Consider the following 26,660-nt stretch of genomic DNA (forward strand, 5'->3'; position numbering starts at 1 on the left):
CGCGCAATTCGCCGCATTGTCATTAATCTGTGACGCAATTGTCGCATCCATTGCCCCCTGACGACCAGCAGGATCGGGCGCTCCGACGCCTAGCGATTGAAACCCTTGAGGACAGGCGATAGGGCGGGCTGATGGCTCAACGCCCCTCCCTTCAATCCTCGCGCGGCGCGGCGTCCGCCTGATGACGCTGTCGTCGGGCGCGCTCTTCGCTCTGGGCCTGTTTTCTGCGCTCTGGCTGCTCGCCGGATTGTGGGCGGTCGGGCGCGGGATTGCGATGCAGCGGCGCGCGGCGTTTGTTGCGGGGCAGGCCGAACGGCTCGGCAGCCTGGTCGAAGCATCGCCGCAATTGCCGGTCATCGTGCGCGCCGATTGGCGGATCGAGGCGAGCGAGAAGCTGGGGCGCTGGCTAGGGCTGGAACAAGGGCCGCGCAATTTCGACGAGCTGCGCGGTCTGGGCAGCGGGCTTGATCCCGATGGTCATGATGCGCTGCGTCAGGCAATCCTCGGTGCGCAGCGCGGCGCCAAACCCTTCATCCTCAGCCTGAAGCCGGAGGGGAGCGAGCGCACGATCATCCTTCACGGCGCGCCGGCGCCGCAGGCGGTGGGCGGCCCCGGTACAATATTGCTGTGGCTGAGCGACGCGACCGACGGCCAGCACGCGCTGGCGCAGGCACGCAGCGACCGCGACGAGGCGATGGCGGCATTCGAGGCGCTGTCGGGGCTGATCGAGGCGGCGCCCTTTGCCATGTGGTTTCGCGATACCGACCTCAACCTGGCGCTTGTCAACGGCGCCTATGTTCGCGCGGTCGAGGCGAAGGGGGCCGCTGCGGTGATCGATGGCGGGATCGAGTTGTGTGAAACCGTCGCCGGGGTCAGCGCCGCCGAGGCTGCCGATGAAGCGCGCATCGCGGGTTCGGCGCAGATCCGGACGATCCCGGTGACAATCGAAGGTGAGCGGCGGATCATGCGCGTTGTCGATGTCCCGCTGGCGCCGACCGGTGGGCGGGTGATCGGCATCGCGGGCTATGCGATCGATATTCAGGAACTGGAAAGCGAACGCGGCGCGCACCGCCGCTTCGTCGACACCCAGCGCGAATTGCTCGACCGCCTGTCGGCGGCGGTGGCGCAGTTCGGCCCCGATCAGGGGCTGGCCTTTGCCAATTTGCCGTTCCGGCGCTTGTTCGCGCTCGACGCCGACGATGTCGCCGAGGCGCGGCCGTTCGCGCGGCTGCTCGACGCCTGGCGCGAGGGCGGACGGACCCCCGAGGTGCGCGATTATCCCGAATGGCGACAGGCGCATGTCGACTGGTTCGCGCAGGCGGGGGCAAGCGAAGAGGATTGGCTGCTGCGCGATGGCACCCACCTGCACGTCGTGGCGCAGCCGACGCCCGACGGCGGGTTGTTGCTGATCGCCGAAGACAAGACCGAGCAGGTGCAATTGGCGGGCGCGCGCGACACGTTGCTGCGCGTCCGCACCGCGACCTTCGACAATCTGTTCGAAGCGATCGCGGTGTTCGCGCCCGACGGGCGGCTGCATCTATGGAACCAGCGCTTCCGCCGCCTGTGGGGGATCGATGAGGGCGCGCTGGCGGCGCATCCGCGCGTCGATGCGCTGATGGGCGGGCTGGCCGACCGGCTGGTGAAACCGAACCAGATCAGCATCGTGCAGGAAGTCATCCGCGCCGCGACGCTGGAACGGCAACAACGCGGCGGCGAAATCAGTTTTGCCGACGGCCGCCATTTCGATTTCGCGTCGATTCCGCTGCCCGACGGCAATGCGCTGCTGATCATGCTCGACATCACGCCGAGCCGGAAAATGGAGGGTGCGCTGCGCGAGCGCAACGAGGCGCTGGAGGCGGCGGACAAGGTCAAGACCGCGTTCCTGTCGCGGATGAGTTACGAGCTGCGCACCCCGCTGACGTCCATCGGCGGCTTCGGCGAGATGTTGCAGGCGGGCTATGCCGGCAAGCTGAGCGATCAGCAGCAGCGCTATGTCAATGCGATCATGGATTCGGTCGCCGTGCTCGGGCGGCAGATCGACAATGTGCTCGACCTGGCGCAGGGCGAGGCAGGGTCGCTGGTGGTCGAGCGCGCGCCGGTCGATGTGCGGGCGCTGCTCGATGGCGCGCTGGCGGAGGCGAAGCCGTTTGCCGCGAGCGAGAAGATCGAGCTGGTTGGCAATATTTCGACCGATCTGGGCAGTATCGACGGCGATGCGCCGCGATTGGCGCGGCTGGTTGCGAGCATGCTCGACAATGCGGTGCGTTTCACCGCGCCGACCCGCAAGGCTGGCGGCCGCGTCCTGCTGCACGCCACCGGCGATGCGCGCGGGGTCGATATCATTGTGTCGGATAATGGTCCGGGGATGCCAGAGGCGGTCGCCGCGGTGACCAAGGGAAAGCAGGCGGGGACCGCGTCAGGCGGCATCGGCCTCGCGCTCGCGCGCCAGCTCGTCGCGGCGCATGGTGGGACGATGGAAGTGCTGAGCGAGCCGGGGCACGGCACGCTGGTGCGGATCAGCTTGCCGCGCCGCGAATGAGCGTCTTTTCCACGACCTATGACCTTGCTGACGCCGATCGGATAGGCGCGGCGATCGGTGCGGCATTGATTCCGGGCGATGTTGTGGGGCTATCGGGCGATCTGGGCGCGGGCAAGACGACGCTGGCGCGCGCGATGCTGAAGGCGCGCGGGCTGGCGGGCGAGGCGCCGAGCCCGACCTTTGCGATCGTCCAGCCCTATGCACCGCCCGAGGTCGACCTGCCGATCGCGCATGTCGATCTGTACCGGATCGAGGACGAAGACGAGCTGATCGAGCTCGGCCTCGACGATTATCTCTACGACGGCGCGCTGCTGATCGAATGGCCCGAACGGTTGGGATCGCAGGGTTGGCCCGAAGCGCTGTCGATCACGATTTCGGGGAGCGGCGACGCGCGCGTCTTGACAGCCGACGTGCCGACGTCTTGGGGGAGTCGATGGCCGCTCCTATGATTCCGCCCGCCCATGCTCCGGCGTTCCTTGCCGCGCATGGCTGGGGCGATGCCCAGATTTTGCCGCTCGCCGGCGATGCGTCGTTCCGGCGCTATTTCCGCGTCGTCGATGGCGCGCGGCAGGCGGTGCTGATGGACGCGCCGCCGCCGCACGAGGACCCGCGGCCGTTCATCGCAGTGGCCGAATATCTGTGCGAACAGGGGCTGACCGCGCCGACGATTTTTGCGCGCGATCTGGTGCAGGGCCTGCTGCTGATCGAGGATTTCGGCGATGTACGGCTGCGCGAGACGGTCGACGACGCGCTGCACCGCGAGGTCGATCTTTACGCCGGTGTCACCGACCTGCTCGTCCACCTTCATACGCGGCCGCCGATGCCCGCGCTGCCGGCGCTGGGGCTGGAGCAGTGGCTCGACGAGGTGATGCTGTTCAGCGACTGGTATTGCCCAACGCTGGGGATCGGCGTCGACCGGGAGGCCTTTCGCGGCGCGTGGGAAGCGGTGCTGACCCCGGTGGAGCATGACGGCTTGCCGCGCGTCACCGTGCTGCGAGATTTTCATGCCGAGAATATCATGCTGGTCGCGGACAAGGCGGGCGTCGCCCATTATGGCCTGCTCGATTTTCAGGACGCGCTGATCGGTCATCCCGCTTATGATCTCGCTTCGGTGCTCGAGGATGCGCGGCGCGACGTCACGCCGGCGGTCGAGGCGGCGATGCTGGCGCGTTACCAAGGCGCGACCGGGCAGGATATCGAGAGTGCCTATTGGGCGCTCGCGGCGCAGCGCAACACGCGCATCCTGGGGGTGTTCGTGCGGCTGTGGAAACGCGACGGCAAGCCGGGCTATCGTCAGTTCCAGCCGCGGATGTGGGGGCTGCTCGAACGCGATCTCGCGCATCCGGGACTGGCGCCGGTGCGGGCCTGGTTCGACGAAAATATCCCCGCCGACAAACGCGCGGCGGCGTGGTGATGGACGCCAAGATCGACAGCGCGATGGTGATGGCGGCGGGGCTGGGCAAGCGCATGCGCCCGCTTACGGCTTCCCGGCCCAAACCGCTGGTGCGCGTCGCCGGCAAGGCGCTGATCGACCATAGTCTCGACCGCATCGAGGCGGCGGGGATCGGACATGTCGTCGTCAACGTCCATTATCTCGCCGACGCGCTCGAAGCGCATCTGGCGGCGCAGAAACGCAGCTTCACAATCACGATTTCGGACGAGCGCGACCTGTTGCTCGAAACCGGCGGCGGCATGGTCAAGGCGCTGCCGCAGCTCAGCGGCGACCCGATCCTGATCGTCAACAGCGACAATATCTGGACCGACGGGCCGCAGGACAGCATCCGCCACCTCGCGCGGCACTGGGACGGGGCGCGGATGGACGCATTGCTGCTGCTGATCCGGCAGGCGAGCGCGACCGGCCATGGCGGCCGCGGCGATTTTCATATGGACCCTTCGGGATTATTGTCGCGGCGCAAGCCGGGACGCATCGCGCCGTTCGTTTATACCGGCGTCCAGCTGATATCGCCGCGTCTGCTTGCGGATGCGCCCGCGGGGCCGTTTTCGACCAACATCCTGTGGGACCGCGCGATCGCGGCCGGGCGGCTGTTTGGCCTGTCGCATATGGGGCAATGGTTCGACGTCGGATCGCCCGCGAGTATTGCGCCGACCGAAGCGGCGCTGGGTGAGGTTTAAACCCGCATCTCGTCATTGCGAGTGTAGCGAAGCAATCCAGAGTTGCGTAAACCGCTCTGGATTGCTTCGCTACACTCGCAATGACCAGTTGTGAACCCGATGGCTGACGCGAAGCCCACCGTCTTCTCCATCCCCGTCCAGCGGGCATTCGCCGACGCGCTCGCCGCCGGCCTGATCAACCGCTTTTCCGATGGCGCCCTCGGGCTAGCCGAGGGGCTGATCCTGCTCCCCAGCAACCGCGCGCGCGGCGCGGTGCAGGCGGCGTTTGTGCGCGCCAGCGGGGCGGGGTTGCTGATGCCGCGGCTGGTAGTGATCGGCGATGCGGACCTCGATGAAAGCGTTGCGCTCGCACTCGATGCGATCGACGCGGCCGAACCGATCCCGCCCGCGATCGATGCGCTGCGGCGGCGGTTGATGCTCGCGGCGCTGATCGAGCGGTACAATCCGGCGGGCGAAGAAGCGATCACCGGCGCCGCGGCGTTCCAGCTGGCTGAGGGTCTGGGGCGGGTGATCGACCAACTTCATTATGAAGAGGTTGCCCCGGCGCGGCTCGGCGATATCGAAGCCGCGCTCGGCGATCTTGCCGGTCATTGGCAGGCGTCGTGGCAGCGACTGCGGCTGCTGATCGACCATTGGCCCGCGATGCTCGCCGCGACGGGGCATATCGACCGTGCCGACCGTCGCAACCGTCTGCTTGCGCGGGTCAGCGATGGATGGCGCACCGCGCCGCCGGGGCGCTTTGTCGTCGCGGCAGGGGTGACCACCGCGGCGCCCGCGATCGCGCGGCTGCTGCGCATGGTGGCCGACCTGCCGCAGGGGATGGTGGTGCTGCCCGGGCTCGACCTGGGCATGGCCGCGGCGGAATGGGAGGCGCTGGGACCGGTCAAACCCGACCCCGACCAGCCGGGTGAGCGCCCGCTCGAAACGCATCCGCAATATCATCTGAAACTGCTGCTCGGGCGGATGGGCATCGCGCGTGAAGAGGTCGGCGAATGGGCGGCGGCGTCGCCGTTCGACGGCCCCGATGCGCGGGCGCCCTTTCTGTCGCTGTTGTTTGCCCCCGCCGCCTATACCGCGCGCTGGCAGGCGGCAGACGATGTCGCGCCGAGCCTGACCGGAGTGAGCGCCGCGGTGTTCGCCGATGACGGGCAGGAAGCGCAAGGCATCGCGCTGATGATGCGGCGCACATTGGAAGAGCCGGGGCGCACCGCCGCCCTGGTGACCCCCGATCGCCTGCTTGCCGAGCGCGTCGCCGCCGCGCTCGCGCGCTGGGACATCGCGGTCGACGACAGCGCCGGGCAGCCGCTGGGGCAGACGCCGCCCGGCGCGCTGCTGTTGCTGCTCGCCGAATTTGCCGCAGCCTTCGATCCCGTGCGGCTGATCGCGTTGCTGGGGCATCCGCTGGTGCGGGCAGGCGAGGGACGGCTCGACTGGCTTGATCAGGTGCGGCGGCTCGACCTGGTGCTGCGCGGGCCGGGGATGGTGCCGGGCTGGACCGGAGTGACGGCGCGGATTAGAGAAATTGCGGCCGACGGCGATCGGCGCGGGCATGGCGCAGCGGTGGCGATTGACGATTGGTGGGCCGATGTCGCCACAGGCCTGAGCGCAGCGCTCGCGCCCTTTACCGCGAGGCTTCCCGCGCCGCCGTCGATGCTGCTCGGCGCATTGCAGGACGCGCTCGGCTGGCTGACCGGCGAGGGGGCGTGGACGGGGCATGCGGGCCGCGCGCTGTCTGAACTGTTCGACCGCTGGGCGATGGCGAAGGGCGACGGCCCGGCGCTGGTCGCCCCCACCGATTTCCCGGCGATGCTCGCCGACCTGATGAACGGCGAGAGCATCCGCCCGCCCTATGGCGGCCACCCGCGGCTGTTCATCTGGGGCTTGCTCGAGGCACGATTGCAGCGCGCCGACCTGATGATCCTCGGCGGGCTCGACGAAGGGCGCTGGCCGCCGCAGCAAAGCCCCGACCCCTGGCTCGCCGCTGGCATTCGGCGGATGCTCGGCCTTGCTGCGCCCGAGCGGCAGCAGGGGATGGCGGCGCATGATTTTGCCGGTGCCTTTGCGGCGCGCGAGGTCGTGGTAACGCGCGCGATGCGCAGCGGCGGCGACCCAGCGGTTGCGTCGCGCTTCTGGCTGCGGCTGGCGGCGCTGGCGGGCGAGTTGCCCGAAGCCACGCTCGACGGGCAGCGGGTGACCGCACTTGCGGCGACGCTCGATGTCCCGCCGGGGAGGAGCGAGCCCACTGACAAGCCGCGTCCCGCCCCGCCGCCGAACGCGCGCCCCGACCGGATCAGCGTCACCGGGGTCGACCAGCTGGCGCGCGATCCCTTTGCTTTTTACGCCGCGAAGATCCTGCGGCTGAGCGAACTTGAGCCGCTGAGTAGCGGTCCCGACGCCAAATGGTTCGGGACGCGCGTGCATAAATTCCTGCAGGACTGGCAGGCGGCGGGGCTGACCGAGGCGGCGTATGCGGCGGAACTGTCCGCGCTGCGCGCCGATCCGGCGCTCGATTCGCTCGGCCGCGCCTTTTGGCTGCCGCGGATTGAGCCGTCGCTGCGCTGGGCCGCCGAGCGCGTATGGGCGGCGCGCGACGAACGCTGGCCGGTCGCCAATGAGGTGAGCGGCAAACTGCTGGTCGACGGCATCACGCTGCGCGGTACCGCCGACCGCGTCGATCAGGCCGCCGATGGGACGCTGGCGATCGTCGATTACAAGACCGGCGCGGCGCCATCGGCCAAGTCGGCGGGCGAAGGCCTGAACAGCCAGCTCGGCCTGCTCGGGTTAATCGCCGAAGAAGCGGGGCTGGGCGATCTTGCGCCCGAGCCGGTCGGCGCGTTCGAATATTGGGAATTGAAGCGCGACCGCAAAAAGCGCGTCGACGGCGCGATCAAGGCGATCAAAGGGCAAAAACCGAAGCCATCGACTGCCGCAGCCGTGATCGAACGCGCGCGCGAAGCGCTTGCAGAGCTGAGCGCGCGCTTTTTGCTGGGACAGGAGCCGTTTGCCCCAGGCGACAGCGCCAAGCGCTACGCCGATTTCGACCAGCTGATGCGCCGCGACGAATGGTTCGGGCGCGGCGACCCGGATCCGGGCGCCGCGCCCGAGGGGGCGGCATGATCGATCCCGACAAGCTGCTCAAGACGCTCGATGGCGGACAGCGCGCTGCGGCGCAGCCGCACGATCATGTCTGGCTCGGCGCATCGGCGGGGACGGGCAAGACGCAGGTGCTGTCGGCGCGCGTCCTGCGCCTGATGTTGGCGGGTGTATCGCCCGAGGCGATCCTGTGCATTACCTTTACCAAGGCGGGCGCTGCCGAAATGGCGCACCGCATCCACGAGCGGCTGGCGATGTGGGTGCGGATGGCCGACGGCGACCTGCGGCTCGACCTCGCCGCGCTGGGCGCCGACTGGGCGGAGCCGGGTATCCTCGACCGCGCCCGATCACTGTTCGCCACCGTGATCGACAGCCCCGGCGGCGCGGTGCGAGTGCAGACGATCCACAGTTTCTGCCAGACCCTGCTCGCGAGTTTCCCGCTTGAGGCGAAAATCCTGCCGGGATTCCGCGCGCTGGAAGACAGCGAGGCGAGCGCGTTGCAGCGCGAGGTGCTGGGCCGGTTGCTGGCGCGCGCCGATGGCGACGGTGAAGCGATGCGAATGATCGCGGCGATGCTGTCGCAGCGATTGGGGCAGGACGCCGCGATCGCTTTCCTGGCGCACTGCGCGAGCAGTTTCACCGCCGCCAATGCGCCGCGCCTCGCGCCGCGCGCGGCGGATCTGCGCGCGCAGCTGGGATTGCCGCAGGGCGATCCGCTGACCTGGCAGGCGGCGGCGCTGGTGGGCGGCGCGATCGCCGATGCCGACATCGCAGCGGTTGCCGCGAGCGGGCGCGGCTGGGGAACCAAGACGGGCGACGGCCGCGCCGACATCATGGATGACTGGTTTCGCGCCGATGCGCATGGCCGCGGCGCGATGCTCGCCGCGGTGCGGGGCTGTTTCCTGACCGGCACGGGCGACATCCGCGCCGATTACACGAAGGACAAAGGCGGCATGCGCAGCTGCCTCGCCGCCGCCGAACGCATCGTCGCCGCGGCCGATGAACTGCTCGCCACCGCCACCGCGATGGCGGTCGCCGACGATCTGGCGGCGGCGTGGGATTTGGGCAGCCGCTTCGCCGAGACCTATGCGCTGGCCAAGCGCGAGCGCGGCCTCGCCGATTTCGATGATTTGATCAGCATCGCTGGTCATCTGCTGTCGCAGGGCGATTTCGGAGACTGGGTGCGCTTCAAGCTCGACCAGCGCACCGACCATATCCTGGTCGACGAGGCGCAGGACACCAATGCGCGGCAATGGGCGATTGTCGCGTCGCTTGCCGGCGAGTTCTTCGCCGGGGCCGGTGCCAAAGACGATCGTGTTCGCACGATGTTCACGGTCGGCGACCGCAAGCAGGCGATCTTCGGTTTTCAGGGTACCGAACCCGCGGCTTTTGAGGCGGCGCGACTGAGCTTTGCCAAACGGGCCGCCGAGGGCGACAGGCCGTTCGAGGATGTGGATCTCGACACAAATTACCGCTCGAGCCCCGCGGTGCTCGACGTCGTCGATGCGTGGATCGCGGCGGGCGCACCCGCGCTGATGGGTTTGGAGAGCGACGAGCCGCCGCATACTCCCGCCGAGTTCAACCGCGACCGCGCCGGGCGGGTCGAGCTGTGGCAACCGTTGCCGGTCGGCAAGGCGCTCGATGCTGATGCGGAAGATGAGGGCGGTGTCGAGGGTGACGAGGAGGACGCCGCCGGACCGCGCGACACCTCGGCCGCGGCGAGCGACCCCGCCAGCCTGCGGCTATCGCGCGCAATTGCCGATGACGTGCAGGACTGGATCGCCAACGGCAAGGACGGGCGCGCCGTCGCGCCGGGCGATGTCCTGATCCTCGTCCGCCGCCGCCGCGACCTTGCGGCGCGGATCGTTGCGCGGTTGCAGTCGCTGCATGTGCCCGTGGCGGGGGTCGATCGTTTTTCGCTGACCCAGTCGCTCGCGGTGCAGGATCTGCTCGCGGCGATGCGCTTTGCGGTGCAGCCGCTCGACGACCTCAATCTTGCTAGCCTGCTGGTGTCGCCGCTATTCGGCTGGAGCCAGGACGACCTGTTCGGCTTTGCTTATGGCCGCCAGAAACGGGCGTTGTGGGAGCAGTTGCGGGTGCGCGAGGAAGAGGCGCCGCCCGAAACGATGGCGGCGCTGCGCGGGCTGCTCGGCATGGGCGATTTCACGACGCCATTCCGATTTCTGGAACGTATCTTGTCGGGGCCGCTCGATGGGCGGCGCAAGCTGTATCACCGGCTGGGGCGTGAGGCGCGCGACCCGATCGACGAACTGCTTGCACAGGCGTTGGCGTTCGAACGGCAGGAGGCGCCGTCGCTGCTCGGTTTCCTGTCGCACATCGCCGCGAGCACCGCCGAGATCAAACGCCAGAGCGAGGCGCGCAGCGATGTCGTGCGGGTGATGACGGTGCACGGGTCGAAAGGCTTGCAGGCGCCGATCGTCATTCTGGCCGATGCGACCGACGATCCACGGCCGCGGCGGGTGAGCTTTGGCCTGTCGATGGCGGAGTGGGACAAATTGCCTGTGTTTCCGCTCGGCAAGGACGAGCGCCATGGCGCGATCGCGGATGCGCATGATGCGAAGGAACGTGCTGAACGCGAAGAGCATTGGCGGTTGCTCTACGTGGCGATGACGCGCGCCGAGGAACTGCTGATCGTTACTGGGACGCGAAAGTCGGACGAGCTGCCCGCGGACAATTGGCATAGCGCGGTCGACGCGGTGATGGCCGATATGGGCGCCGAATGGCAGGATGCCGGACCGCGCTGGGGCCAGAAGCGCGTCCATGCGGTGCAGGGCAAGGCGCGCACGGCGAAGGACAAGGCGCGGTCGGTTGGCGCGCCTGTGCTCGTGCCGGCTTGGGTGCGGCAACCTGCGCCTGAGGAAGCGCGCCCACCGCGTCCGCTGGCACCCTCGGCGTTGGGCGACGATGATGTGGCGGCGGTGCCGCAGGGCGCGATGCGCGCGGCGGCGGTGAACCGCGGGCTCTTGCTCCATGCTTTGTTCGAGCGGTTGCCGCCGGTGGCGCCCGAGAACCGCCGCGCGGTAGCGCTGCGCTGGCTGGCGGTGCAGGCGGCCGATCTTGACGTGGCGGCGCGCGCTGCGATGGTCGACGAAGCGCTGGGCGTACTGAACGATCGCGCGCATTCTGCGCTGTTCGGCCCGGGTTCGCTCGCCGAGGTGCCACTGTCGGCAGTGGTCGACGGGACGGTCGTCGCGGGGATCGTCGACCGGCTGCTAGTCACCGCCGACGCGGTGACGGTGATTGATTACAAGACGGGCCGGCATGTGCCGGATAGTGCCGCCGCAGTGCAGCCCTCCTATCTGCGCCAGATGGCGGCGTATCGCGGCGCGCTGGCGGCGATTTTTCCGGGGCGGCGGATCGATGCGGCGCTGCTTTATACCGCCGGGCCGCGACTGATCGGGCTGGGTGACGCTCTGCTCGATGCGCACAAGCCGGGCTTGGCGGCAACCAAGGCGAATTTGGGCGGTTGAGCCCTTGAGCCGGAGGCCGCGACGTCTTAGCTTGAGGACAAGTAAATTTCAGGAGTTTGTATCATGGGTACCAAGGCCATCACCGACGACAGCTTTCAGGCAGACGTCCTCGACAGCGACACCCCCGTGCTCGTCGATTTCTGGGCCGAATGGTGCGGCCCGTGCAAGATGATCGGCCCGTCGCTGGAGGAAATCGCCAGTGAGCTTGGCGAAAAGGTTGTGATCGCAAAGCTGAACATCGACGATCATCCGAACGCCCCCGCCAAATATGGCGTGCGCGGCATTCCGACGATGATCCTGTTCAAGAATGGCGAAGTCGCCGACACCAAGGTCGGCGCGGCACCGAAAAGCGCGCTCAAGGGCTGGCTGGAAGGCGCGCTTTAAGAATGCACGTCGCCCCTGCGCAGGCGGGGGCGACGTGTTCTGCGCAGGCTCAGCCGTCTGGCGACAATCTAGTTTGTCAATCGCTTCGCGAGAAGTTTATAAGCGGCATGGTTCGTGGGTCTGGAATGCGGTCAGTCGGCGCCCGCCCGAATGTTCAGGCCGTATTTCCCTAGCCGTCCTGCATCGCCAGCCGTCGGCCGATCATAGCGACCTAGCGATTGACCAAATCATACACTTCGCCGCTGCCGAAAACATAACGGTCGGGCCGGACGGGCACGGCAGTGGTGACGCCAGCACCATTCGCAAGGCGGCAATGCGCCTGGTCTTGGCCGTCTCCAGCCTCCGCGGATATCACCTCACAGCAGAAGCTTGCATATTGGGCGTTTGCCGACCGATGGGCTATATGAGCCAGCGATGCGCGACAGCCCCGTCCTTTATAGCTTTCGCCGCTGTCCGTACGCGATGCGCGCGCGGATGGCGCTGCTGGTGAGCGGGACGATCTACACGCATCGCGAGGTGTTGCTGCGCAACAAGCCCGCCGCCATGCTGGCCGCATCGGCAAAGGGAACCGTGCCGGTACTCGTGCTGATGGACGGGGCGGTGGTCGATGAAAGCATCGATATCATGCACTGGGCCTTGTCGCAGCATGATCCCGAAGACTGGCGGCCGCGTGCCGATGCGGCGTTGGTCGCAAAGTTCGACGGCGCGTTCAAACATCACCTAGACCGTTATAAATATGCCGCTCGTTATGATGCCGATCCGCTGACGCATCGCGCAGCAGGATTGGAATTGCTTGCGGAGCTCGACGAGCGACTGAAAGAACGAGAGTATCTTGACGGCGACACGCGCGGGTTCAGCGATTTCGCGCTGTTTCCATTTGTTCGACAGTTCGCCGGAGTCGACGAGCACTGGTTCGCAGCCCAAACGCCCACGCGGGTGCGCGAATGGCTGGCGATCCTGGTGGCATCGGAGCTGTTTGAGCGGGCTATGGTCACAATTGCGCCATGGGCAGAAGGACAGAGCTGAAAGGGAGCAGACGTGAATCTCCGCTTATAGCTCCTTGCCAAACCAAAACAGACCAACCGCAATCGGCCAGCTTCTGCGGTCCGGATTCTAGAGCGCTCTCGGTCTGTCTCTGACTTGCGAAAGTCTCATTCGACGAGAGGAAGGCCGGCGCTGCCGACCGCTTTGGCGGACAACCAAGGTTCGATACGTCGGATCGCTTCCTCGACCGACGCGGTAGAGACGGCGAAGCTGAGGCGTATGAAACTGTTGCCGTCGACCGGATCGAAATCGAGCCCGGGAGCGACGGCCACACCCGTATCGCGCAACAGGGTCTCGCAGAAGGAGAAGCTGTCATTCGTGAGATGGCCGACATCGGCGTAGATGTAGAAAGCTCCATCGGGGGGTGCGATCCGCCGGAGACCCATTTGCGGAAGCGCCTCGAGGAGCAGTTCTCGATTGCGCGCATAGGTTCGGACATGACCTTCGAGTTCGTCGCGACAGTCAAAGGCGATCAAGCCGGCATGCTGAGCAAGGGAGGGCGGCGTCAGAAACAGATTGCCCATTCGGGCGCGAGCCGCGTCGACCAGCGAGTCGGGAACAATGAGCCATCCAAGACGCCAGCCCGCCATGCTGAAATATTTGGAGAAGCTGTTGACGACCAATGCATTCGGCGCGTGTTGCAGCATGGATTCGGCAGGCTGCGTATAGCTTAGCCCGTGATATATCTCATCCGAGACGAGGGCGATGCCGCGGCGCTTGCAGACGTCGGCCAAGGCCCGGAGTTCCTCGGGCGGGATGATCGTGCCAGTGGGGTTGGCCGGGCTCGCGACAATCACGCCATCCGGGCCGGGCTCTAGCCGTTCGACCGCATCGGCGGTAATCTGGAACCGTTCGCCTTCGCCGCAGACGAGTTCGACCGGCTCCAGATGAAGCGCCTTGAGCGTGTTCCGATAAGCAACATAGCCGGGGCGCGCCAAGGCGACCCTGGCGCCAGGCGAAAACAGGCAGGATAGCGCGAGGACGAAGGCGGGCGAAGCCCCGCACGTCAGGAGGACCCGTTCCGGATCGACGGAAATCCCATAGGCTTCGCTGTAATGCGCCGCGATCCGTGCCTTGAGCGCTGGGCTTTCCCAATAGCCCATGCCGTCGGCATCGAGGATGCGGTGCGCGGCCTCGATCGCTGCGGCCGGAGCGCCGGTCGAAGGCTGGCCGAACTCCATATGGATCACGGACCGACCTTCGGCTCGCATCCGATGGGCGAGACGACTGATGGCGATGGCGTGAAAGGGATCGATCTGGACGGGCATAAAAGATGCTCCACTTGAATGGCACTTAATGCTTGAGGCTGGGCTGATAGGGGCACCGGCATAATTATCCAACGCCGCTTCTTTCGCCGGCCGTACGCGCGGGTGTCGGCATACCGTGGACGAGGCACCCACGATCGGTCGGGCTGTTCATGCTGGCTCGCTGCTCGGCAATAACCAGACAGCAAAGCTTCCCGGCCGGTCGCTCACTGCCGACTCGCTGACAGGTTGGCCTCGTCTGCTCTCGATGATTCCAAGCCAAAAGGGGTCCGACCGCATTGGGCCAGTATCATCGTGCAAGCAGCAGGTAGCGGACATGGATCATCCGAAATGTAGCATGCCAGGATGCTCTGCCCGTGCCCATATATTTGCTTTTACCCGCCCATTTGGGCAGTCTTGCCTAACACGGATAGGGGAGAGTTTCATGGTGCGTGACATCACGCGGCGCCAGCTCGTTGGCGGCGCAATTGCCGGGAGCGCATTGGTAAATCTGCCGGTGCGTGCCGCGCCCCGGCGTGGGCCGACGATCTATTTCCGCGATGTCCTGCTTGTCGACGGCACCGGGGCCAAACCGCGCCGCGCGGACGTTGCCGTCGCCGGCGATCGTGTGGCGGCTATCTTGCCGCCACGCGGCGCCGCCCCGCACGGCGCGCGACTTGTTCTGGGCGAAGGGCGCGTCCTGGCGCCCGGATTTATTGACACCCACACGCATGGGAATCCGCTTGAGCAGTCCTACGATGCTTTCCTTGCCATGGGTGTGACCACCATTCTGCTGGGGGTAGATGGCAGTGGTCCCCGGGTCGGTGAAGATCTGAATCTCGCAACTTGGCTGACGGCTGCCGATCGCGCGTCTCTCTCACTGAATGTTGCGGTGCTGGCGAGCCACGGCACGCTGCGCCGCGCCACCGGCATTCCGGACGCGGTGCGCCAGCCTGACGATGCCGCGCTCGCCCGGATGGCGGCGCAGCTCGACCGGGAGCTGACCGCTGGCGCCTTCGGGATATCTTACGGGCTAGAATATGTTCCAGGCATTTATGCCGCCGGCACCGAACTTGCCGGCCTCGGCCAAACCGTCGCTCGCCACGACGGCGTGGTCATGAGCCACATGCGCTCCGAAAATGACGACGAGATCGAGGCCTCGATCGAGGAACTGATTGCATCCGCGCACCCTGGCCGACCGCACATCTCGCACCTGAAAGTGGTGTTTGGCAAAGGCGAAGACCGCGCCCGCCGGTTGCTCGACTATATTGCCGCAAAACGCCGTTCCGGCATCGATCTGACCGCGGATGCCTATCCATACAGTGCTGGCTATACCGGCATTGCGCTGCTTTTCCCCGAATGGGCTTTGCCGCCCAGCGATTATGGCGCGATCGTCGCAGGGCGACGGCAGGAACTGCGCGCTCATCTGATCGCGCGCATGACCCGGCGCGGCGGGCCGGACGCGCTCTTGATCGGCACCGCGCCTTATGCGGGAAAAACACTGGCCCAAGCAGCGGATGAAGCTGGACTCCATTATGCCGATTTCCTGATTAAGATCGGGCCGGGCGGCGCCTCCGGCGCGCATTTCACCATGGACGGCGCGCTGCAAGATATTCTCGTTCTCGATCCCGATGTCGCGATTTCGACCGACGGTGGTCCGGGCATGCGTCATCCGCGGGCCACCGGAACTTATGCCAAATTGATCGAGCAATATGTCGTGAACAGCGGCAGGCTTCCGATCGAGCATGCCGTCCGCAAAGCCACCGCGCTCCCGGCGCGAATCCTCCGGCTCGCCGATCGAGGAACAGTGCGACCGGGCGCGAAGGCGGACCTCATCCTGTTTGCCCCCGAACGGGTGAAAGCGCGCTCGAGCTACCTCGACCCATTTGCACAGGCGCAAGGCTTCGACATGGTCATGGTGAACGGACGGGCAGCCTTTGAAGGCGGTGAGCGTGTGGGCGCTCCCGGTCGTCTGCTGCGCGCGGCGAGGGCGTCCTGATCAACGCTCAGCTCTAAAGGAGGCGCGATGGCTGGCCGTCACCGACAGCTGGGCGGACTGGCGGCGCGGTCACCGGTCCTCAGGGGTCAGCCAGGGCAATATCGTTTCGACCGGCAGCCGCTCGACTGTGCCGCGATGCCCCTTGACGGTCTTTCCGGCGAACAGCGAGTTGACGACAGCCTCCTCGGTCGCTTCAGCAACGGCCTGAAACAGCGGCGAAAGCGCCTCGTTGCGTAGATCGTCGATTTGCACCGTCGGCGCGCTTCCCTCCTCGCGGCGCACCGCCGGGCTGGTCGAAAATGCAATCGCATAGTCGCCAGATCCGTTGGAAAAGGACGATCCTGTCCGTCCGATCCCGATGAACGCACGCTCGGCGATACGGCGCAGGTTGCGATCGGACATCGGCGCATCGGTGGCAATCACCACGACGATGGAGCCGTCAGCAGTATCGCGATCGGCCTGATCAGCGAAGGCGTGGCGGCCGAGTTTGATACCGACCGGCACACCGGCAATGTTCAGGACACCGCCGTAGTTGCTCTGGACCAACACCCCAAGGGTCCAGCCGCCTTGCGAACTTGGCAGCCTGCGCGACGCCGTGCCGATGCCGCCTTTAAAACCGAACGCCACCGTTCCGGTACCCGCTCCGACCGACCCTTCTTCGACTGCCCCGCCTTTTGCTCGCTCAATGGCGCGCCGGGCGTCGGCGACGGTGACGCGGCGGCGGCGAATATCGTTCAAGACGCCGTCGTTCGTTTCACCGACGACGGCGTTGACCGACCGGACTTCCTCATTGCCCGGCTGGGTCAGCGTCCATTCGATCGCCGCAGCCGCGGCTTCGGGGACGTTGAGCGTGTTGGTCAGTAATATGGGTGTCTCGATCTCACCGAGTTCGGCGACCTGCGTCGAGCCAACAAACTTCCCGAACGCGTTAAAGGCGACAAAGCCGGCGGGAACGCGCGAGCGAAAGACATTGCCGCCATGCGGCAGGATCGCCGTGACGCCGGTATGGATATCAGTGCCTTCTTTGATCGTGACATGGCCAACCTGGACCCCGTCAACATCGGTGATGCTATTGAGCGGGCCGCTGGTGAGAACGCCGATAGTGACACCGGCCTCGCGCGCGCGCTCACCCGGGGGCGCAACGGATGCCACGGCCAGCAGGCCCATTGCCACAATCGTCTTACTCAATATCATTGGTACACCCGTATCGTGCGCCTGCTCGTCCTCGCAACCAATACCGTCAAATCAAACTTCCGGTCCATTGTCTTGTCGGCGATGATGATGCCCTGTTGGCCTGGGTGGCGACAGCGCAGCTCTGTGCGGACGAGACGGGCCGCCGGTTGCCCCAACCGGCGGCGTCCTCATTGATACGGACGGCGATTACATGATTGCCGCGACCTCGCTGCTCGCGAGTCGCGCCGGTCCGCGCTTCACGGAGATGGAATCGGCGAACGCTCGATGGAGCGATGTGAAAGATTCGAGGCCGAACGCGCGCGACAAACTGGCGTAGCTCGCTGCGAGGTCAATCGACTGCTGGCTGGGATCAATTCACAAAGCTTTGAACTGTGTACAAGCTCAACTTTAGCTAATCATTAGCTGCGATAGTCGGCGTTGATGCTGATGTAGCCATGGGTTAAATCGCACGTCCACACGGTCGCGCGACCTTCGCCTAATCTGAGGTCCGCGCCGATGCGGATGTTCTGACCCGTTAGATGCGCCGCGACTGGCGCCTCATCATAGCCTTCGACGGGAAGGCCGTCTTTCGCCACCCAATGATCGCCGAAGCGAATCGCCAGCTTGTCGCGGTCGGCGGGTTCGCCCGCCTTGCCAACCGCCATAACGACGCGGCCCCAATTGGCGTCTTCGCCCGCGATTGCGGTCTTCACCAGCGGCGAGTTGGCAATTGCGAGCGCGACGCGTTTCGCGCTGTCGTCGCTGATCGCGCCGCTCACCTGCACCTCGATGAATTTCGACGCGCCTTCGCCGTCGCGCACGACTTGCTGCGCGAGGTCGAGTGCGACCTGCCGGATCGCCGCGTCGAGGGCATCGGCGCCGGGATCGTCGCGGGTAAACAGCGGGGCGTTGCCCGCCTGTCCGGTCGCGAAAAGCAGCACGGTGTCGCTCGTCGAAGTGTCGCTGTCGACGGTGATGCTGTTGAACGTCGCGCCAGTCGCCTCGCTGAGCATCTCCTGCAGCAGCGTCGGAGCGACCGCGGCGTCGGTGAAAATATAGCCGAGCATCGTCGCCATGTCGGGGGCGATCATCCCCGATCCCTTGACGATCCCCGCAACATGGACGGTCTTGTCGCCGACGATTGCGCTCGCGGTCGAGCCCTTGGCGAAGGTGTCGGTGGTGCAGATCGTTTCGGCGGCCGCCTCCCACGAGCAGGGTTGTGCGGTGAGCGCAGCCTCGACCCCGGCGCGCGCCTTGTCCTTGGGCAAGGGCACGCCGATGACGCCGGTCGAGCTGACGAACACTTCGTTCGCGTCGCAGCTGAGGTGATCCGCGACCTGCGCCATGATCTGCTCGACCGCCTCGCGGCCGCGATAGCCGGTGAACGCGTTGCTGTTGCCCGCGTTGACGATCAGCGCGCGGCCGATGCCGCCCTTGACCTGCTCGCGGCCGAGTTCGACTTCGGAAGAGCAGCAGATGTTGCGTGTGAAGACGCCCGCAACCGTCGTGCCGGGCGCGAGCTCGACATAGGTGAGGTCGCAGCGGTCCCAGTTTTTGTACTGCGCGCGCGCGATGCGGAGCGTCACCCCGGCGATGTCGGGGAGCGTGGGAAAAGCGGCGGGGGCCAAGGGGGAGCGGGTGGTCATGGAAGAGCGCTTAGCGCCTCTTCCCCAAACGCAAAACCCCTCCTCTTCAGAGGAGGGGCAGCGAAACTTGCGAGCTTGCTCGCTGGTTGCGGGGGAGATTGAGGCTGCGACGCGACAGCATCACCCCCAACCCCTCCTCTGAAGAGGAGGGGTTTAATACGATCAACCCGGAATGCCGCTGATCGACTTCACTTCCATGAAATCCTTCAGCCCGAACACGCCGCCTTCGCGGCCGTTGCCGGAAGCTTTGTAGCCGCCGAATGCCGCGCCGGGACCGGGGCCCCAGGCGTTGACCGCCACCATGCCCGCGCGCAGCTTCGGTGCGACGGCGGCGGCCTTGGCGGGATCGCCTGAGATCACCGCCGACAGGCCATATTCGGTGTCATTGGCGATATCGACCGCCTCGTCGAGGTCGCCATAGGCCATGATCGTCGCGACGGGGCCAAAGATTTCCTCGTTGGCGATCCGCATGTCGCGGGTGACGCCCGAGAAGACCGTCGGCTTGATATAGTAGCCGCGGTTGACGTTGCTCGGCAGGCCGGTGCCGCCGGTCTCCAGCGTCGCGCCTTCGTCGATCGCCGACTGGATCAGCCCCTGGATCTTGTCGAACTGCGCCTTGTTGACGACGGGGCCGATATGGCCGCCTTCGCTCATTGGATCGCCGACCTGCGTGCCGTCGAACATCGCCTTGATCACGCCGACCGCTTCGGCCTGACGCTCTTTCTGGACCAGGATGCGCGTCGGCGCGATGCAGCTTTGGCCGGTGTTGACCAGCACGCCCTGCACCGTCGGCGGCAGCACCGCGGCGAAATCGGCGTCGGGCAGGACGATGTTCGGCGACTTGCCGCCGAGTTCCTGATGGACTCGTTTGACGGTGTCGGCGGCGGCCTTGGCGACGAGGATGCCGGCGCGGGTCGATCCGGTGAAGCTGACCATTTCGATGCCGGGGTGCGCGCTGATCGCGTTGCCGACGGTCGGGCCGTCACCCTGCACGAGGTTGAATACGCCCGGCGGGACGCCCGCGGCGTCGAGGATCTCGGCAAAGATCGTCGCGTTGCCCGGGCATTCTTCGGACGGTTTCAGCACCATCGTATTACCCGCGGCGAGCGCTGGGGCGACCTTCAATGCAATCTGGTTGAGCGGCCAGTTCCACGGCGTGATCATGCCCACGACGCCGATCGGTTCGTAAGCGATGACGCCCGCGGCATATTTTTCGGTGAAGTTGAAATCCTTGAGCGCGGCGATCGTGCCGAGGAAGCCGCCGATGCCGGCGCCGACTTGTGCGGTGCCGGCAAAGCTGACCGGGGCGCCCATTTCGCTTGCCATCGATTTGGCGAGGTCGCCCGCGCGCTTCTTATATTCCTCGACGATGCGGTTCAGCAGGTCGAGGCGCTCTTCGCGCGTCGTCTGCGACCAGCTCTTCAACGCCTCGCGCGCCGCGGCGACGGCATCGTCGACGTCGGTAGCGGTGCCGAGGACGATCGTCGACGCGGCCTCTTCGGTCGCCGGGTTGATCACGTCGTGCGGCTTGCCGCCTTTGCTGTCGACCCACTGGCCGCCGATGTAATTCTGCTTGAGATGCGTTTCGGTGCTCATGTCCTGTCTCCCATCGGCGGTGAATCCGTCTCGGATTGCTACCTAATCACTGTGGCGGATGAATCAAGCAAAGGCCAACTGGCAATTGCGGCAGGTCAGCGCTTTTCCGCAGAAAGTCGTGACATCAATATGGCGGCGCGGGTCGCCTGCCGTCCGATGCTGGGGATATCGACCGCCTCACCCGGGGCATGGTCGCCGGTGCTGTGCGGCCCGAGTCCCGCGAGCCCGTCGACGTCGGCGGCGACGAAGCTGATGTCGCCCGCGCCGCGCTTCAGCGGATCGAGCGCCGCCATTTCGGCAAGGGCGAGGTCGCGGTTCACGCCGTTGAGTTTGCTCAGCAGCGCGCGGTTGCCGTCGGTCGGCGCCATCGACGGATAGCCGCCGGGGTCGAACGCGATCTTCGCATCCGTCCCGGGAGCGTGCTCGCCAACGATCGCTGTCATCTTTGCCTTCACGCGCTCGATCTGGTCGGGTGACAACGCGCGCAGGTCGCCGCGTGCGACCGCGATGGGGGCAATGATGTTGGTCTTGCCGGTGACGGTCGCGCGGATGCCGCCCGCGTCCAGATCGGCCTGCTGCCCGCCCGCGATAAGACCGACGTTGAAGGTCAGGTTCGGTTCGGGAAGTTCGGTGCGAAAGCGGTAGAGGATGCGCGTGAGTTCATAAATCGCGCCGTCGCCCGCCGCGGCGCTGAAGATGCCCGAACTGTGTGCGCTCTTCCCCGTTGCGGTGACGGTCCAGCTGTCCGACGAGCGGCGCGCTACCGACCCCATGTCGGCGCCATTGTCGCGCACCAGCCCTTCGAAATCGAGCGCGACGTCGCTGCGCTTGCCCGCCGCGATTAAGTCGGCGCGCGCCCTTTCGATCGGCGTGCCCGCGTCTTCCTCGTCGCCGGTCATGTGGATTTCGATATTGGCGTCCTTGAGCGTCCCCGCCGCCTGCATTGCGCGCAGCGCCGCGACGATAACGACCATGCCGCCCTTGTCGTCGCCCGCGCCGGGACCTTCGCCCATGTCACCCTTGCGCGTGAAAGTCTGGAACGGCGAGTCGGGTTCGAACACGGTGTCGAGATGCGCGATGAGGAGCAGGCGTTTGGTGTCGGGCTTTCCGGCATGTGTCGCGATCAGATGGCCCGCGCGGCCGGTATCGGTCATCGGCTTCCACTCGACCTTGAAGCCCAAAGGTTCGAGCTCAGCGCGCATCATCGCCCCGACCTTTTCGACGCCCTCAAGGTTGAGCGAGCCGCTGTTCTGGTTGACCAGTTTTTCCAGCAGGGTGAGGCTGCGATCCTGTTCGGCCGCCACCGTTTTTGCCATGCCGCTCTCGGCTTTGGAAAGTTCGGCTTGCGCCGTTGGCGCGAGCGCGAGCTGAACGGCGACGATCGCAGCAAGCGGCATTGATTTCATGGAGGGCTCCGGCCTTAGACTTTTCAAATCGTCGCCTTCGCGGGGGCGACAGATATCGATTGTGCCTTGCTTGACGCTGCTCGGCAAGCGATCAGCCCGGATAGGGCGAAGCCTTGAGCAGCCGCGCCAGATGTGCGGCGTTGGCGGCGACCATCTTCGCCGTCTCGGTGACCTTACGCGGGCGGTGCGCGAGATCCTTGAAATCGACCGACCCCATCGCCTCGCCTACCCAGTAACAGGCAGCGACGGCGGGGATCGTCCAGCCAGTGTCGTTCAGCGCCTGAAACAGCTGGGCCGAGGCGTTGTGCGCTCCGTCTTCGTTCCCGACGATCGCGGCAACCGCGACCTTGGAATAGCTGGGCATCCGCCCCGCGTCGTCGGTTTCGCCAAGAAAGGCATCCATCCGCTCAAGCACCAGCTTTGCGACGCTCGACGCCTGTCCCATCCAGATCGGGGTGCCAAATATCAAGATGTCGGCCGAAAGGATCTGCTCGCGTATCTTGGGCCAGTCGTCGCCCGCTCCCTCGTCTGACGAGACGCCCCATTTGACACGGTGCGCGGCGATGCGGATGGGTTCGCTGACCTTCACGCCCTGACCGGAAAAATGCTCGGCGAGGACGGCAATCATCGCGTCGGTCGAACTTGCGCGGCCCTTGGCGGACAGTGAGCAGTTGATGGCGGTGGCAGTGAGCGGGGCGGCCATGGCATATCCTTTGCGGGGTGTACCCCCGCGCAAGAAAGCCGCGGCGTGTCCGTCAAGTTCCCTGCCGCACCATGAAGATGTCGCCGCCGATGCCGATGAGGAAAAGGTTGCCCGCGCTGTCTTCGCCGAACGAGGCAATCGAGTTGAGCGTCCCGGCGTCAGGGGCGAAATCCTCGTTGCGCCGCGCGAAGCGCGACGCGGCGAGCGTCTGGCCGGGAACAAGGCTGGCGAAGGGCACCGACCAGATATTGCCCGAGACGAAATCGGCGAAGACATATTGGCCGACGAGCGAGGGCACCGGGCCACGATAGACATAACCGCCGGTGATCGAATTGCCCTGTCGTGGTCCGCTGCCATGACCATATTCGGCGACTGGCGGGGTCAGCCCGGCAGGGGCGGTGCCCGTATAGGGCTGCGTGCCTTCGAGGAAGCGCCAGCCGAAATTGAGCCCCGGCTGCGTCGTCGTCACCGCGTCGATTTCCTCGACCGCACCCTGCCCGACGTCGCCGATCAGCAGCATCGATCCGGCGAATGAGGCACGGAACGGGTTGCGCAGGCCAAAGGCATAGACATAGGGATCGCCGCCGCCGGCCAGAAACGGATTCCCCGGCGCCGGGGAATAGCTGTTGCCCCCCGCCCCGACCGCGAAGCGCAGAATCTTGCCGAGGCGCGAGTTCGTGTTCTGGGCATTGTTGCCCGGATCGCCGCCACCGCCGCCGTCGCCGACGCCAACATAGACATGGCCGTCGGGCCCGAACCCGATCCAGCCGCCATTGTGATTTTCGAAATCGGTATGCGGCACGCTGAGTACCGTGTCGTAAGCGGTCGATGAGTTGGGCTGGCCCAGCGTATAGCGGCGGACTTGAACCGCGCCGTTGGTCGCGGTTGCGACCGCGAACAGGCGCTGCGACGTTGCATGGTCGGGATAGGCGGCAAGGCCGAGCAAACCGCGCTCGCCGCTGGTCGAAATGTCGGTGATGTCGAGCACCAGCGTCCGGCTGCCGTTCGCGGGATCGAAGCGGTACACATTGCCGCCCTTCTCGACGACATAGACGTTGCTGCTGCCGGGGATCGGCGCGACGTAGAGTGGTTGGCTGAAGCCCGTGCCGACGCGCACAACCGATATGCCCTCGCGGCTGTTGGTTACCGTGATGTTGACCGCTTGCGTGACGCTTGCCTGGCCGTCGCTGACGCGGAGCACGACGGCATAGACATTGTCGCCGCTGGCATCCTCGGGCAGGTCGAAATCGGGAACAGCATTAAAACTGAGCGCGCCCGCGCCGGTTATTGCAAAGCGCGCTGCATCGGCACCCCCGTCGACGGTAAAGGTCAGCGCGTCGCCATTGGGATCGGTCGCGGTTGCTTGATAGGCGGCAGTGGTGTTCTCGACGACGCTAGCGGTTTGCAGCGAGGTGAAGCTGGGCGGAGCATTGGCCGCGGGCGGGGTGCCACCGCCGCCGCCTCCTCCACCGCAAGATGCCAGCAATAGCGGCGTGAGAGCAAAAACGACGCGCATTCGCATGGCCAATCGGCCTTTCGTGATCGAGCCCATCCCTCGGGGGCAACCTGCCACCCGCGCGCGGCGCCTGCAACCCTGGCGGTTTACCAAGATGCCTGTAAAGAGTGTTTGACAGGCGGATCCGGTAGATGTAAAGAGCTCTTGACAGGCAAGGGAGCGGCTGTGGAAAATCGGGTGCGCAAATTTCGCGAGGCGGCGGGGTGGAGCCAGGGCGAACTTGCCCGCCGGCTTGGCGTGTCGCGCCAGACGATCAATGCGGTCGAAACCGACAAATATGACCCCAGCCTGCCGCTCGCGCTCCGGATGGCGGGGCTGTTCGCCCTCGAAGTGCGCGAGCTGTTTATCGACCATTGGACGGCGAAGGAGTAGCGAGATGACGACGCAGGCAAGCAAGGCCGCAGGATGGCGCAAGATCGCCATGCAGGCGGCGATCGGCGCGGCGGCGGGCGCGGGCGGCATGGTCGCGATGCTGGCATTCATCGAGGCGCAGGGCGGGCTTGACTGGGCGCCCTCGGCGATCATCCTGCTCGGAGTCGGGTTCATCTATGCGCTGATGGGGCTGTTCGTCGGGCTGGGTACCGCGGCACCGCGCCTGTTCGGTCAGCGGATGCTCAACGTCGCCGATGCCGAGGAAATCGTCGAGGAACGCGCCAATATGGGCGCCAGCGCGATCAGCTGTCTGATCCTGGGCGCGGCGCTGATGTTGCTGGCGCATGCGGTCGCGGCGGACGCTGCGAGTACGGCGGCCCTGGTCAGCCCTGCAGTCGCGTTCTGGATCTTACTGGCGGTGCTGGTCGGTTTCACCGCGGTGTCGGTGTGGATGTGGCAAAGCTTTGATGAATTGTGGCGCCAAATGACGATGGAAATTTCGGCGATCACCGGCAATCTGCTCCTGTTGGTTGCGATCATCTGGGGCGGCGCCGCCGCGGTGGGGCTGGCAGTCGGTCCGCACCCGCTCGATCTGGTGTCGATCGCGTTCGGATCGCTCTTGCTCGCCTGTTTTGCGGGCGCGGGATGGCGCGGGATGATGGCGCCGCGGTAAACTGCGGCTCCCACAGGATGCAGACCCGTCCTTCATCGTCATCCCGAATTTGATCCGGGATCCATGACGACAGCGCGGCTATGAATTCCGGATCAAGTCCGGGATGACGAAGCTTGCTGAACGACCGTCCTTCCACCTCCATATCCGGATTCCCGCTGGCTCGATCCCAAACAAAAAGGGCGCCCGGTTCCCCCGAACCGGGCGCCCTCCTTGGCGTCGCTGACCCTTGCGGATCAGGCGCTGTAGTACATGTCGAACTCGACCGGGCTCGGGGTCTGTTCGACGCGATACACTTCGTCCCACTTCAACTCGACATAGGCTTCGATCTGATCCTTGGTGAACACGTCGCCCTTGAGCAGGAAGTCGTGGTCGGCGATCAACGCGTCGAGTGCTTCGCGCAAGCTGCCGCAGACGGTCGGGACTTCGGCGAGTTCTTCGGGCGGCAGGTCATAGAGATTCTTGTCCATCGGGTCGCCCGGGTGGATCTTGTTCTGGATGCCATCGAGCCCTGCCATCAGCAGCGCCGAGTAGCACAGATAGGGGTTCGCCATCGCGTCGGGGAAGCGGAACTCGACGCGCTTGGCCTTGGCGCCCGCGCCATAGGGAATACGGCACGAGGCCGACCGGTTGCGCGACGAGTAAGCGAGCAGCACCGGCGCTTCAAAGCCGGGGACTAGGCGCTTGTAGCTGTTCGTCGTAGGGTTGGTGAAAGCGTTGAGCGCTTTGGCGTGCTTGACCACGCCGCCGATGAAATAGAGGCACATGTCGCTGAGGCCCGCATAGCCGTTGCCGGCGAACAGCGGCTTGCCCTTTTCCCAGATCGAGATGTGGGTGTGCATGCCCGATCCATTGTCGTCCTTGATCGGCTTCGGCATGAAGGTCGCGGTCTTGCCGTAAGCATGCGCGACCTGGTGCACGACATATTTGTAGATCTGCATGCGGTCAGCGGTTTCGGTGAGCGTGCCAAAGGTCAGCCCGAGTTCGTGCTGCGCCGCGGCGACTTCATGGTGATGCTTGTCGCAGGGCAGGCCCATTTCGAGCATCGTCGAGACCATCTCGCCGCGGATGTCGACGGCGCTGTCGACCGGCGCGACGGGGAAATAGCCGCCCTTGGCACGCGGGCGGTGAGCAAGGTTGCCGCCTTCATAGCTGCGGCCGGTGTTGGTCGGCAGCTCGATGTCGTCGATTTCGAAGCCCGACTTGTTGTAGCCGGTTTCGAAACGGACATCGTCGAACATGAAAAATTCGGCTTCGGGGCCGACATAGACGGTGTCGCCGATGCCGGTCGAGGCGACATAGGCCTCGGCGCGCTTCGCGGTGGTGCGCGGATCGCGGGCATAGCCTTCGCCGGTCGATGGCTCGACAATGTCGCAGAAGATCACGAGCATCGGGGTGGCCGAGAAGGGGTCGTCATAGACCGCTTCGAGATCGGGCATCAGGATCATGTCGGACTCGTTGATCGCCTTCCAGCCTTCGATCGACGAACCGTCGAACATCAGGCCATCTTCAAGCTCGTCCTCGCCGATCACCGAAGCGACCATGGTCAAATGCTGCCACTTGCCCTTGGGATCGGTGAAGCGCAGGTCGACCCACTCGATGTCGTTTTCCTTGATCCGGGCGATGATGTCCTTGGGCTTCGTAGCCATGG

20 protein-coding genes are annotated in these 26,660 nt (G+C 65.8%); 12 read left to right on the forward strand and 8 right to left on the reverse strand.

Annotation, left to right across the window (positions count from 1 at the left end):
- The first annotated feature begins 29 nt into the window (after positions 1-29).
- From IPF76_RS20730 to IPF76_RS07375, 9 genes are all read left to right on the forward strand, one after another.
- Positions 30-122 carry a hypothetical protein gene (locus IPF76_RS20730; RefSeq protein ID WP_366499245.1) on the forward strand — a complete coding sequence of 31 codons (93 nt, stop codon included), beginning with the start codon at positions 30-32 and terminating at the stop codon, positions 120-122.
- Between the two features lie 59 nt (positions 123-181).
- Positions 182-2,539 (forward strand): PAS domain-containing sensor histidine kinase, encoded by a 2,358-nt coding sequence (locus IPF76_RS07340; RefSeq protein ID WP_293841601.1) that lies wholly within the window; start codon positions 182-184, stop codon positions 2,537-2,539.
- The gene (gene tsaE / locus IPF76_RS07345; protein ID WP_293841604.1) at positions 2,536-2,988 is read left to right on the forward strand and encodes a tRNA (adenosine(37)-N6)-threonylcarbamoyltransferase complex ATPase subunit type 1 TsaE; all 453 of its coding nucleotides are present in this window, start codon (positions 2,536-2,538) and stop codon (positions 2,986-2,988) included. Before IPF76_RS07340 ends, tsaE begins: the two co-directional genes overlap by 4 nt.
- A complete protein-coding gene (locus tag IPF76_RS07350; RefSeq protein ID WP_293841997.1) occupies positions 2,985-3,953 on the forward strand; it encodes a phosphotransferase in 969 nt (322 codons plus the stop codon). The genes tsaE and IPF76_RS07350 overlap by 4 nt, the downstream gene beginning before the upstream one ends.
- Positions 3,953-4,672, forward strand: a complete 720-nt coding sequence (locus tag IPF76_RS07355; protein ID WP_293841607.1) for a nucleotidyltransferase family protein — start codon at positions 3,953-3,955, stop codon at positions 4,670-4,672. Before IPF76_RS07350 ends, IPF76_RS07355 begins: the two co-directional genes overlap by 1 nt.
- Before the next feature lie 99 nt (positions 4,673-4,771).
- Positions 4,772-7,789 carry a double-strand break repair protein AddB gene (gene addB / locus IPF76_RS07360; protein ID WP_293841610.1) on the forward strand — a complete coding sequence of 1,006 codons (3,018 nt, stop codon included), beginning with the start codon at positions 4,772-4,774 and terminating at the stop codon, positions 7,787-7,789.
- On the forward strand, positions 7,786-11,256 hold the full coding sequence (gene addA / locus IPF76_RS07365; protein ID WP_293841613.1) for a double-strand break repair helicase AddA: 3,471 nt from the start codon (positions 7,786-7,788) through the stop codon (positions 11,254-11,256). The genes addB and addA overlap by 4 nt, the downstream gene beginning before the upstream one ends.
- 63 nt (positions 11,257-11,319) lie before the next feature.
- A complete protein-coding gene (gene trxA / locus IPF76_RS07370) occupies positions 11,320-11,640 on the forward strand; it encodes a thioredoxin TrxA (RefSeq protein WP_293841616.1) in 321 nt (106 codons plus the stop codon).
- 414 nt (positions 11,641-12,054) lie between these two features.
- The gene (locus IPF76_RS07375) at positions 12,055-12,666 is read left to right on the forward strand and encodes a glutathione S-transferase (protein ID WP_293841619.1); all 612 of its coding nucleotides are present in this window, start codon (positions 12,055-12,057) and stop codon (positions 12,664-12,666) included.
- 125 nt (positions 12,667-12,791) lie between these two features.
- Here IPF76_RS07375 and IPF76_RS07380 read toward each other — a convergent pair whose 3' ends face one another.
- Positions 12,792-13,952 (reverse strand): aminotransferase class I/II-fold pyridoxal phosphate-dependent enzyme, encoded by a 1,161-nt coding sequence (locus IPF76_RS07380; RefSeq protein WP_293841621.1) that lies wholly within the window; start codon positions 13,950-13,952, stop codon positions 12,792-12,794.
- A 421-nt stretch (positions 13,953-14,373) separates the two neighbouring features.
- Here IPF76_RS07380 and IPF76_RS07385 point away from each other — a divergent pair, with 421 nt between their 5' ends.
- Complete coding sequence (locus tag IPF76_RS07385; protein ID WP_293841623.1) at positions 14,374-15,927, forward strand: amidohydrolase family protein; 1,554 nt, start codon at positions 14,374-14,376, stop codon at positions 15,925-15,927.
- A 69-nt stretch (positions 15,928-15,996) separates the two neighbouring features.
- Here IPF76_RS07385 and IPF76_RS07390 read toward each other — a convergent pair whose 3' ends face one another.
- The 6 genes from IPF76_RS07390 to IPF76_RS07415 all read right to left on the reverse strand — a co-directional run bounded on the left by IPF76_RS07390 (position 15,997) and on the right by IPF76_RS07415 (position 23,973).
- Positions 15,997-17,094, reverse strand: coding sequence for a P1 family peptidase (locus IPF76_RS07390; RefSeq protein WP_293842000.1), 1,098 nt, complete (start codon positions 17,092-17,094; stop codon positions 15,997-15,999).
- 425 nt (positions 17,095-17,519) lie between these two features.
- On the reverse strand, positions 17,520-18,746 hold the full coding sequence (gene argJ, locus IPF76_RS07395; RefSeq protein ID WP_293841626.1) for a bifunctional glutamate N-acetyltransferase/amino-acid acetyltransferase ArgJ: 1,227 nt from the start codon (positions 18,744-18,746) through the stop codon (positions 17,520-17,522).
- Between the two features lie 162 nt (positions 18,747-18,908).
- A complete protein-coding gene (locus tag IPF76_RS07400) occupies positions 18,909-20,342 on the reverse strand; it encodes an aldehyde dehydrogenase family protein (protein WP_293841629.1) in 1,434 nt (477 codons plus the stop codon).
- Between the two features lie 95 nt (positions 20,343-20,437).
- The gene (locus tag IPF76_RS07405) at positions 20,438-21,739 is read right to left on the reverse strand and encodes a M20/M25/M40 family metallo-hydrolase (protein ID WP_293842002.1); all 1,302 of its coding nucleotides are present in this window, start codon (positions 21,737-21,739) and stop codon (positions 20,438-20,440) included.
- Between the two features lie 100 nt (positions 21,740-21,839).
- Positions 21,840-22,451: an NAD(P)H-dependent oxidoreductase gene (locus tag IPF76_RS07410; protein WP_293841632.1), complete on the reverse strand. Its 612-nt coding sequence runs from the start codon at positions 22,449-22,451 to the stop codon at positions 21,840-21,842.
- Between the two features lie 52 nt (positions 22,452-22,503).
- The gene (locus tag IPF76_RS07415) at positions 22,504-23,973 is read right to left on the reverse strand and encodes a PQQ-dependent sugar dehydrogenase (protein ID WP_293841635.1); all 1,470 of its coding nucleotides are present in this window, start codon (positions 23,971-23,973) and stop codon (positions 22,504-22,506) included.
- A 159-nt stretch (positions 23,974-24,132) separates the two neighbouring features.
- On the opposite strand from IPF76_RS07415, the gene IPF76_RS07420 reads away from it, so the two are divergent.
- Both IPF76_RS07420 and IPF76_RS07425 read left to right on the forward strand, forming a co-directional pair.
- Positions 24,133-24,339 (forward strand): helix-turn-helix transcriptional regulator, encoded by a 207-nt coding sequence (locus IPF76_RS07420; protein ID WP_293841638.1) that lies wholly within the window; start codon positions 24,133-24,135, stop codon positions 24,337-24,339.
- Between the two features lie 4 nt (positions 24,340-24,343).
- Entirely contained in the window at positions 24,344-25,012 is a 669-nt protein-coding gene (locus IPF76_RS07425; RefSeq protein WP_293841641.1) for a hypothetical protein, read from the forward strand.
- Between the two features lie 233 nt (positions 25,013-25,245).
- Here the strand turns inward: IPF76_RS07425 and glnA are convergent, their stop codons facing one another.
- Positions 25,246-26,658 (reverse strand): type I glutamate--ammonia ligase, encoded by a 1,413-nt coding sequence (glnA, locus tag IPF76_RS07430; protein WP_293841644.1) that lies wholly within the window; start codon positions 26,656-26,658, stop codon positions 25,246-25,248.
- Between the last annotated feature and the right edge of the window lie 2 nt (positions 26,659-26,660).

The sequence above is a fragment of the Sphingopyxis sp. genome, from assembly GCF_016704835.1.
Classification (GTDB): domain Bacteria; phylum Pseudomonadota; class Alphaproteobacteria; order Sphingomonadales; family Sphingomonadaceae; genus Sphingopyxis.

Excerpts from the sequence above, each read along its gene's own strand:
- IPF76_RS07340 (WP_293841601.1), top strand. The coding sequence starts at position 182 with ATGACGCTGTCGTCGGGCGCGCTCTTCGCTCTGGGCCTGTTTTCTGCG.
- tsaE (WP_293841604.1), top strand. The coding sequence starts at position 2,536 with ATGAGCGTCTTTTCCACGACCTATGACCTTGCTGACGCCGATCGGATA.
- IPF76_RS07350 (WP_293841997.1), top strand. The coding sequence starts at position 2,985 with ATGATTCCGCCCGCCCATGCTCCGGCGTTCCTTGCCGCGCATGGCTGG.
- IPF76_RS07355 (WP_293841607.1), top strand. The coding sequence starts at position 3,953 with ATGGACGCCAAGATCGACAGCGCGATGGTGATGGCGGCGGGGCTGGGC.
- addB (WP_293841610.1), top strand. The coding sequence starts at position 4,772 with ATGGCTGACGCGAAGCCCACCGTCTTCTCCATCCCCGTCCAGCGGGCA.
- addA (WP_293841613.1), top strand. The coding sequence starts at position 7,786 with ATGATCGATCCCGACAAGCTGCTCAAGACGCTCGATGGCGGACAGCGC.
- trxA (WP_293841616.1), top strand. The coding sequence starts at position 11,320 with ATGGGTACCAAGGCCATCACCGACGACAGCTTTCAGGCAGACGTCCTC.
- IPF76_RS07375 (WP_293841619.1), top strand. The coding sequence starts at position 12,055 with ATGCGCGACAGCCCCGTCCTTTATAGCTTTCGCCGCTGTCCGTACGCG.
- IPF76_RS07380 (WP_293841621.1), bottom strand. The coding sequence starts at position 13,952 with ATGCCCGTCCAGATCGATCCCTTTCACGCCATCGCCATCAGTCGTCTC.
- IPF76_RS07385 (WP_293841623.1), top strand. The coding sequence starts at position 14,374 with ATGGTGCGTGACATCACGCGGCGCCAGCTCGTTGGCGGCGCAATTGCC.
- IPF76_RS07390 (WP_293842000.1), bottom strand. The coding sequence starts at position 17,094 with ATGGGCCTGCTGGCCGTGGCATCCGTTGCGCCCCCGGGTGAGCGCGCG.
- argJ (WP_293841626.1), bottom strand. The coding sequence starts at position 18,746 with ATGACCACCCGCTCCCCCTTGGCCCCCGCCGCTTTTCCCACGCTCCCC.
- IPF76_RS07400 (WP_293841629.1), bottom strand. The coding sequence starts at position 20,342 with ATGAGCACCGAAACGCATCTCAAGCAGAATTACATCGGCGGCCAGTGG.
- IPF76_RS07405 (WP_293842002.1), bottom strand. The coding sequence starts at position 21,739 with ATGCCGCTTGCTGCGATCGTCGCCGTTCAGCTCGCGCTCGCGCCAACG.
- IPF76_RS07410 (WP_293841632.1), bottom strand. The coding sequence starts at position 22,451 with ATGGCCGCCCCGCTCACTGCCACCGCCATCAACTGCTCACTGTCCGCC.
- IPF76_RS07415 (WP_293841635.1), bottom strand. The coding sequence starts at position 23,973 with ATGCGAATGCGCGTCGTTTTTGCTCTCACGCCGCTATTGCTGGCATCT.
- IPF76_RS07425 (WP_293841641.1), top strand. The coding sequence starts at position 24,344 with ATGACGACGCAGGCAAGCAAGGCCGCAGGATGGCGCAAGATCGCCATG.
- glnA (WP_293841644.1), bottom strand. The coding sequence starts at position 26,658 with ATGGCTACGAAGCCCAAGGACATCATCGCCCGGATCAAGGAAAACGAC.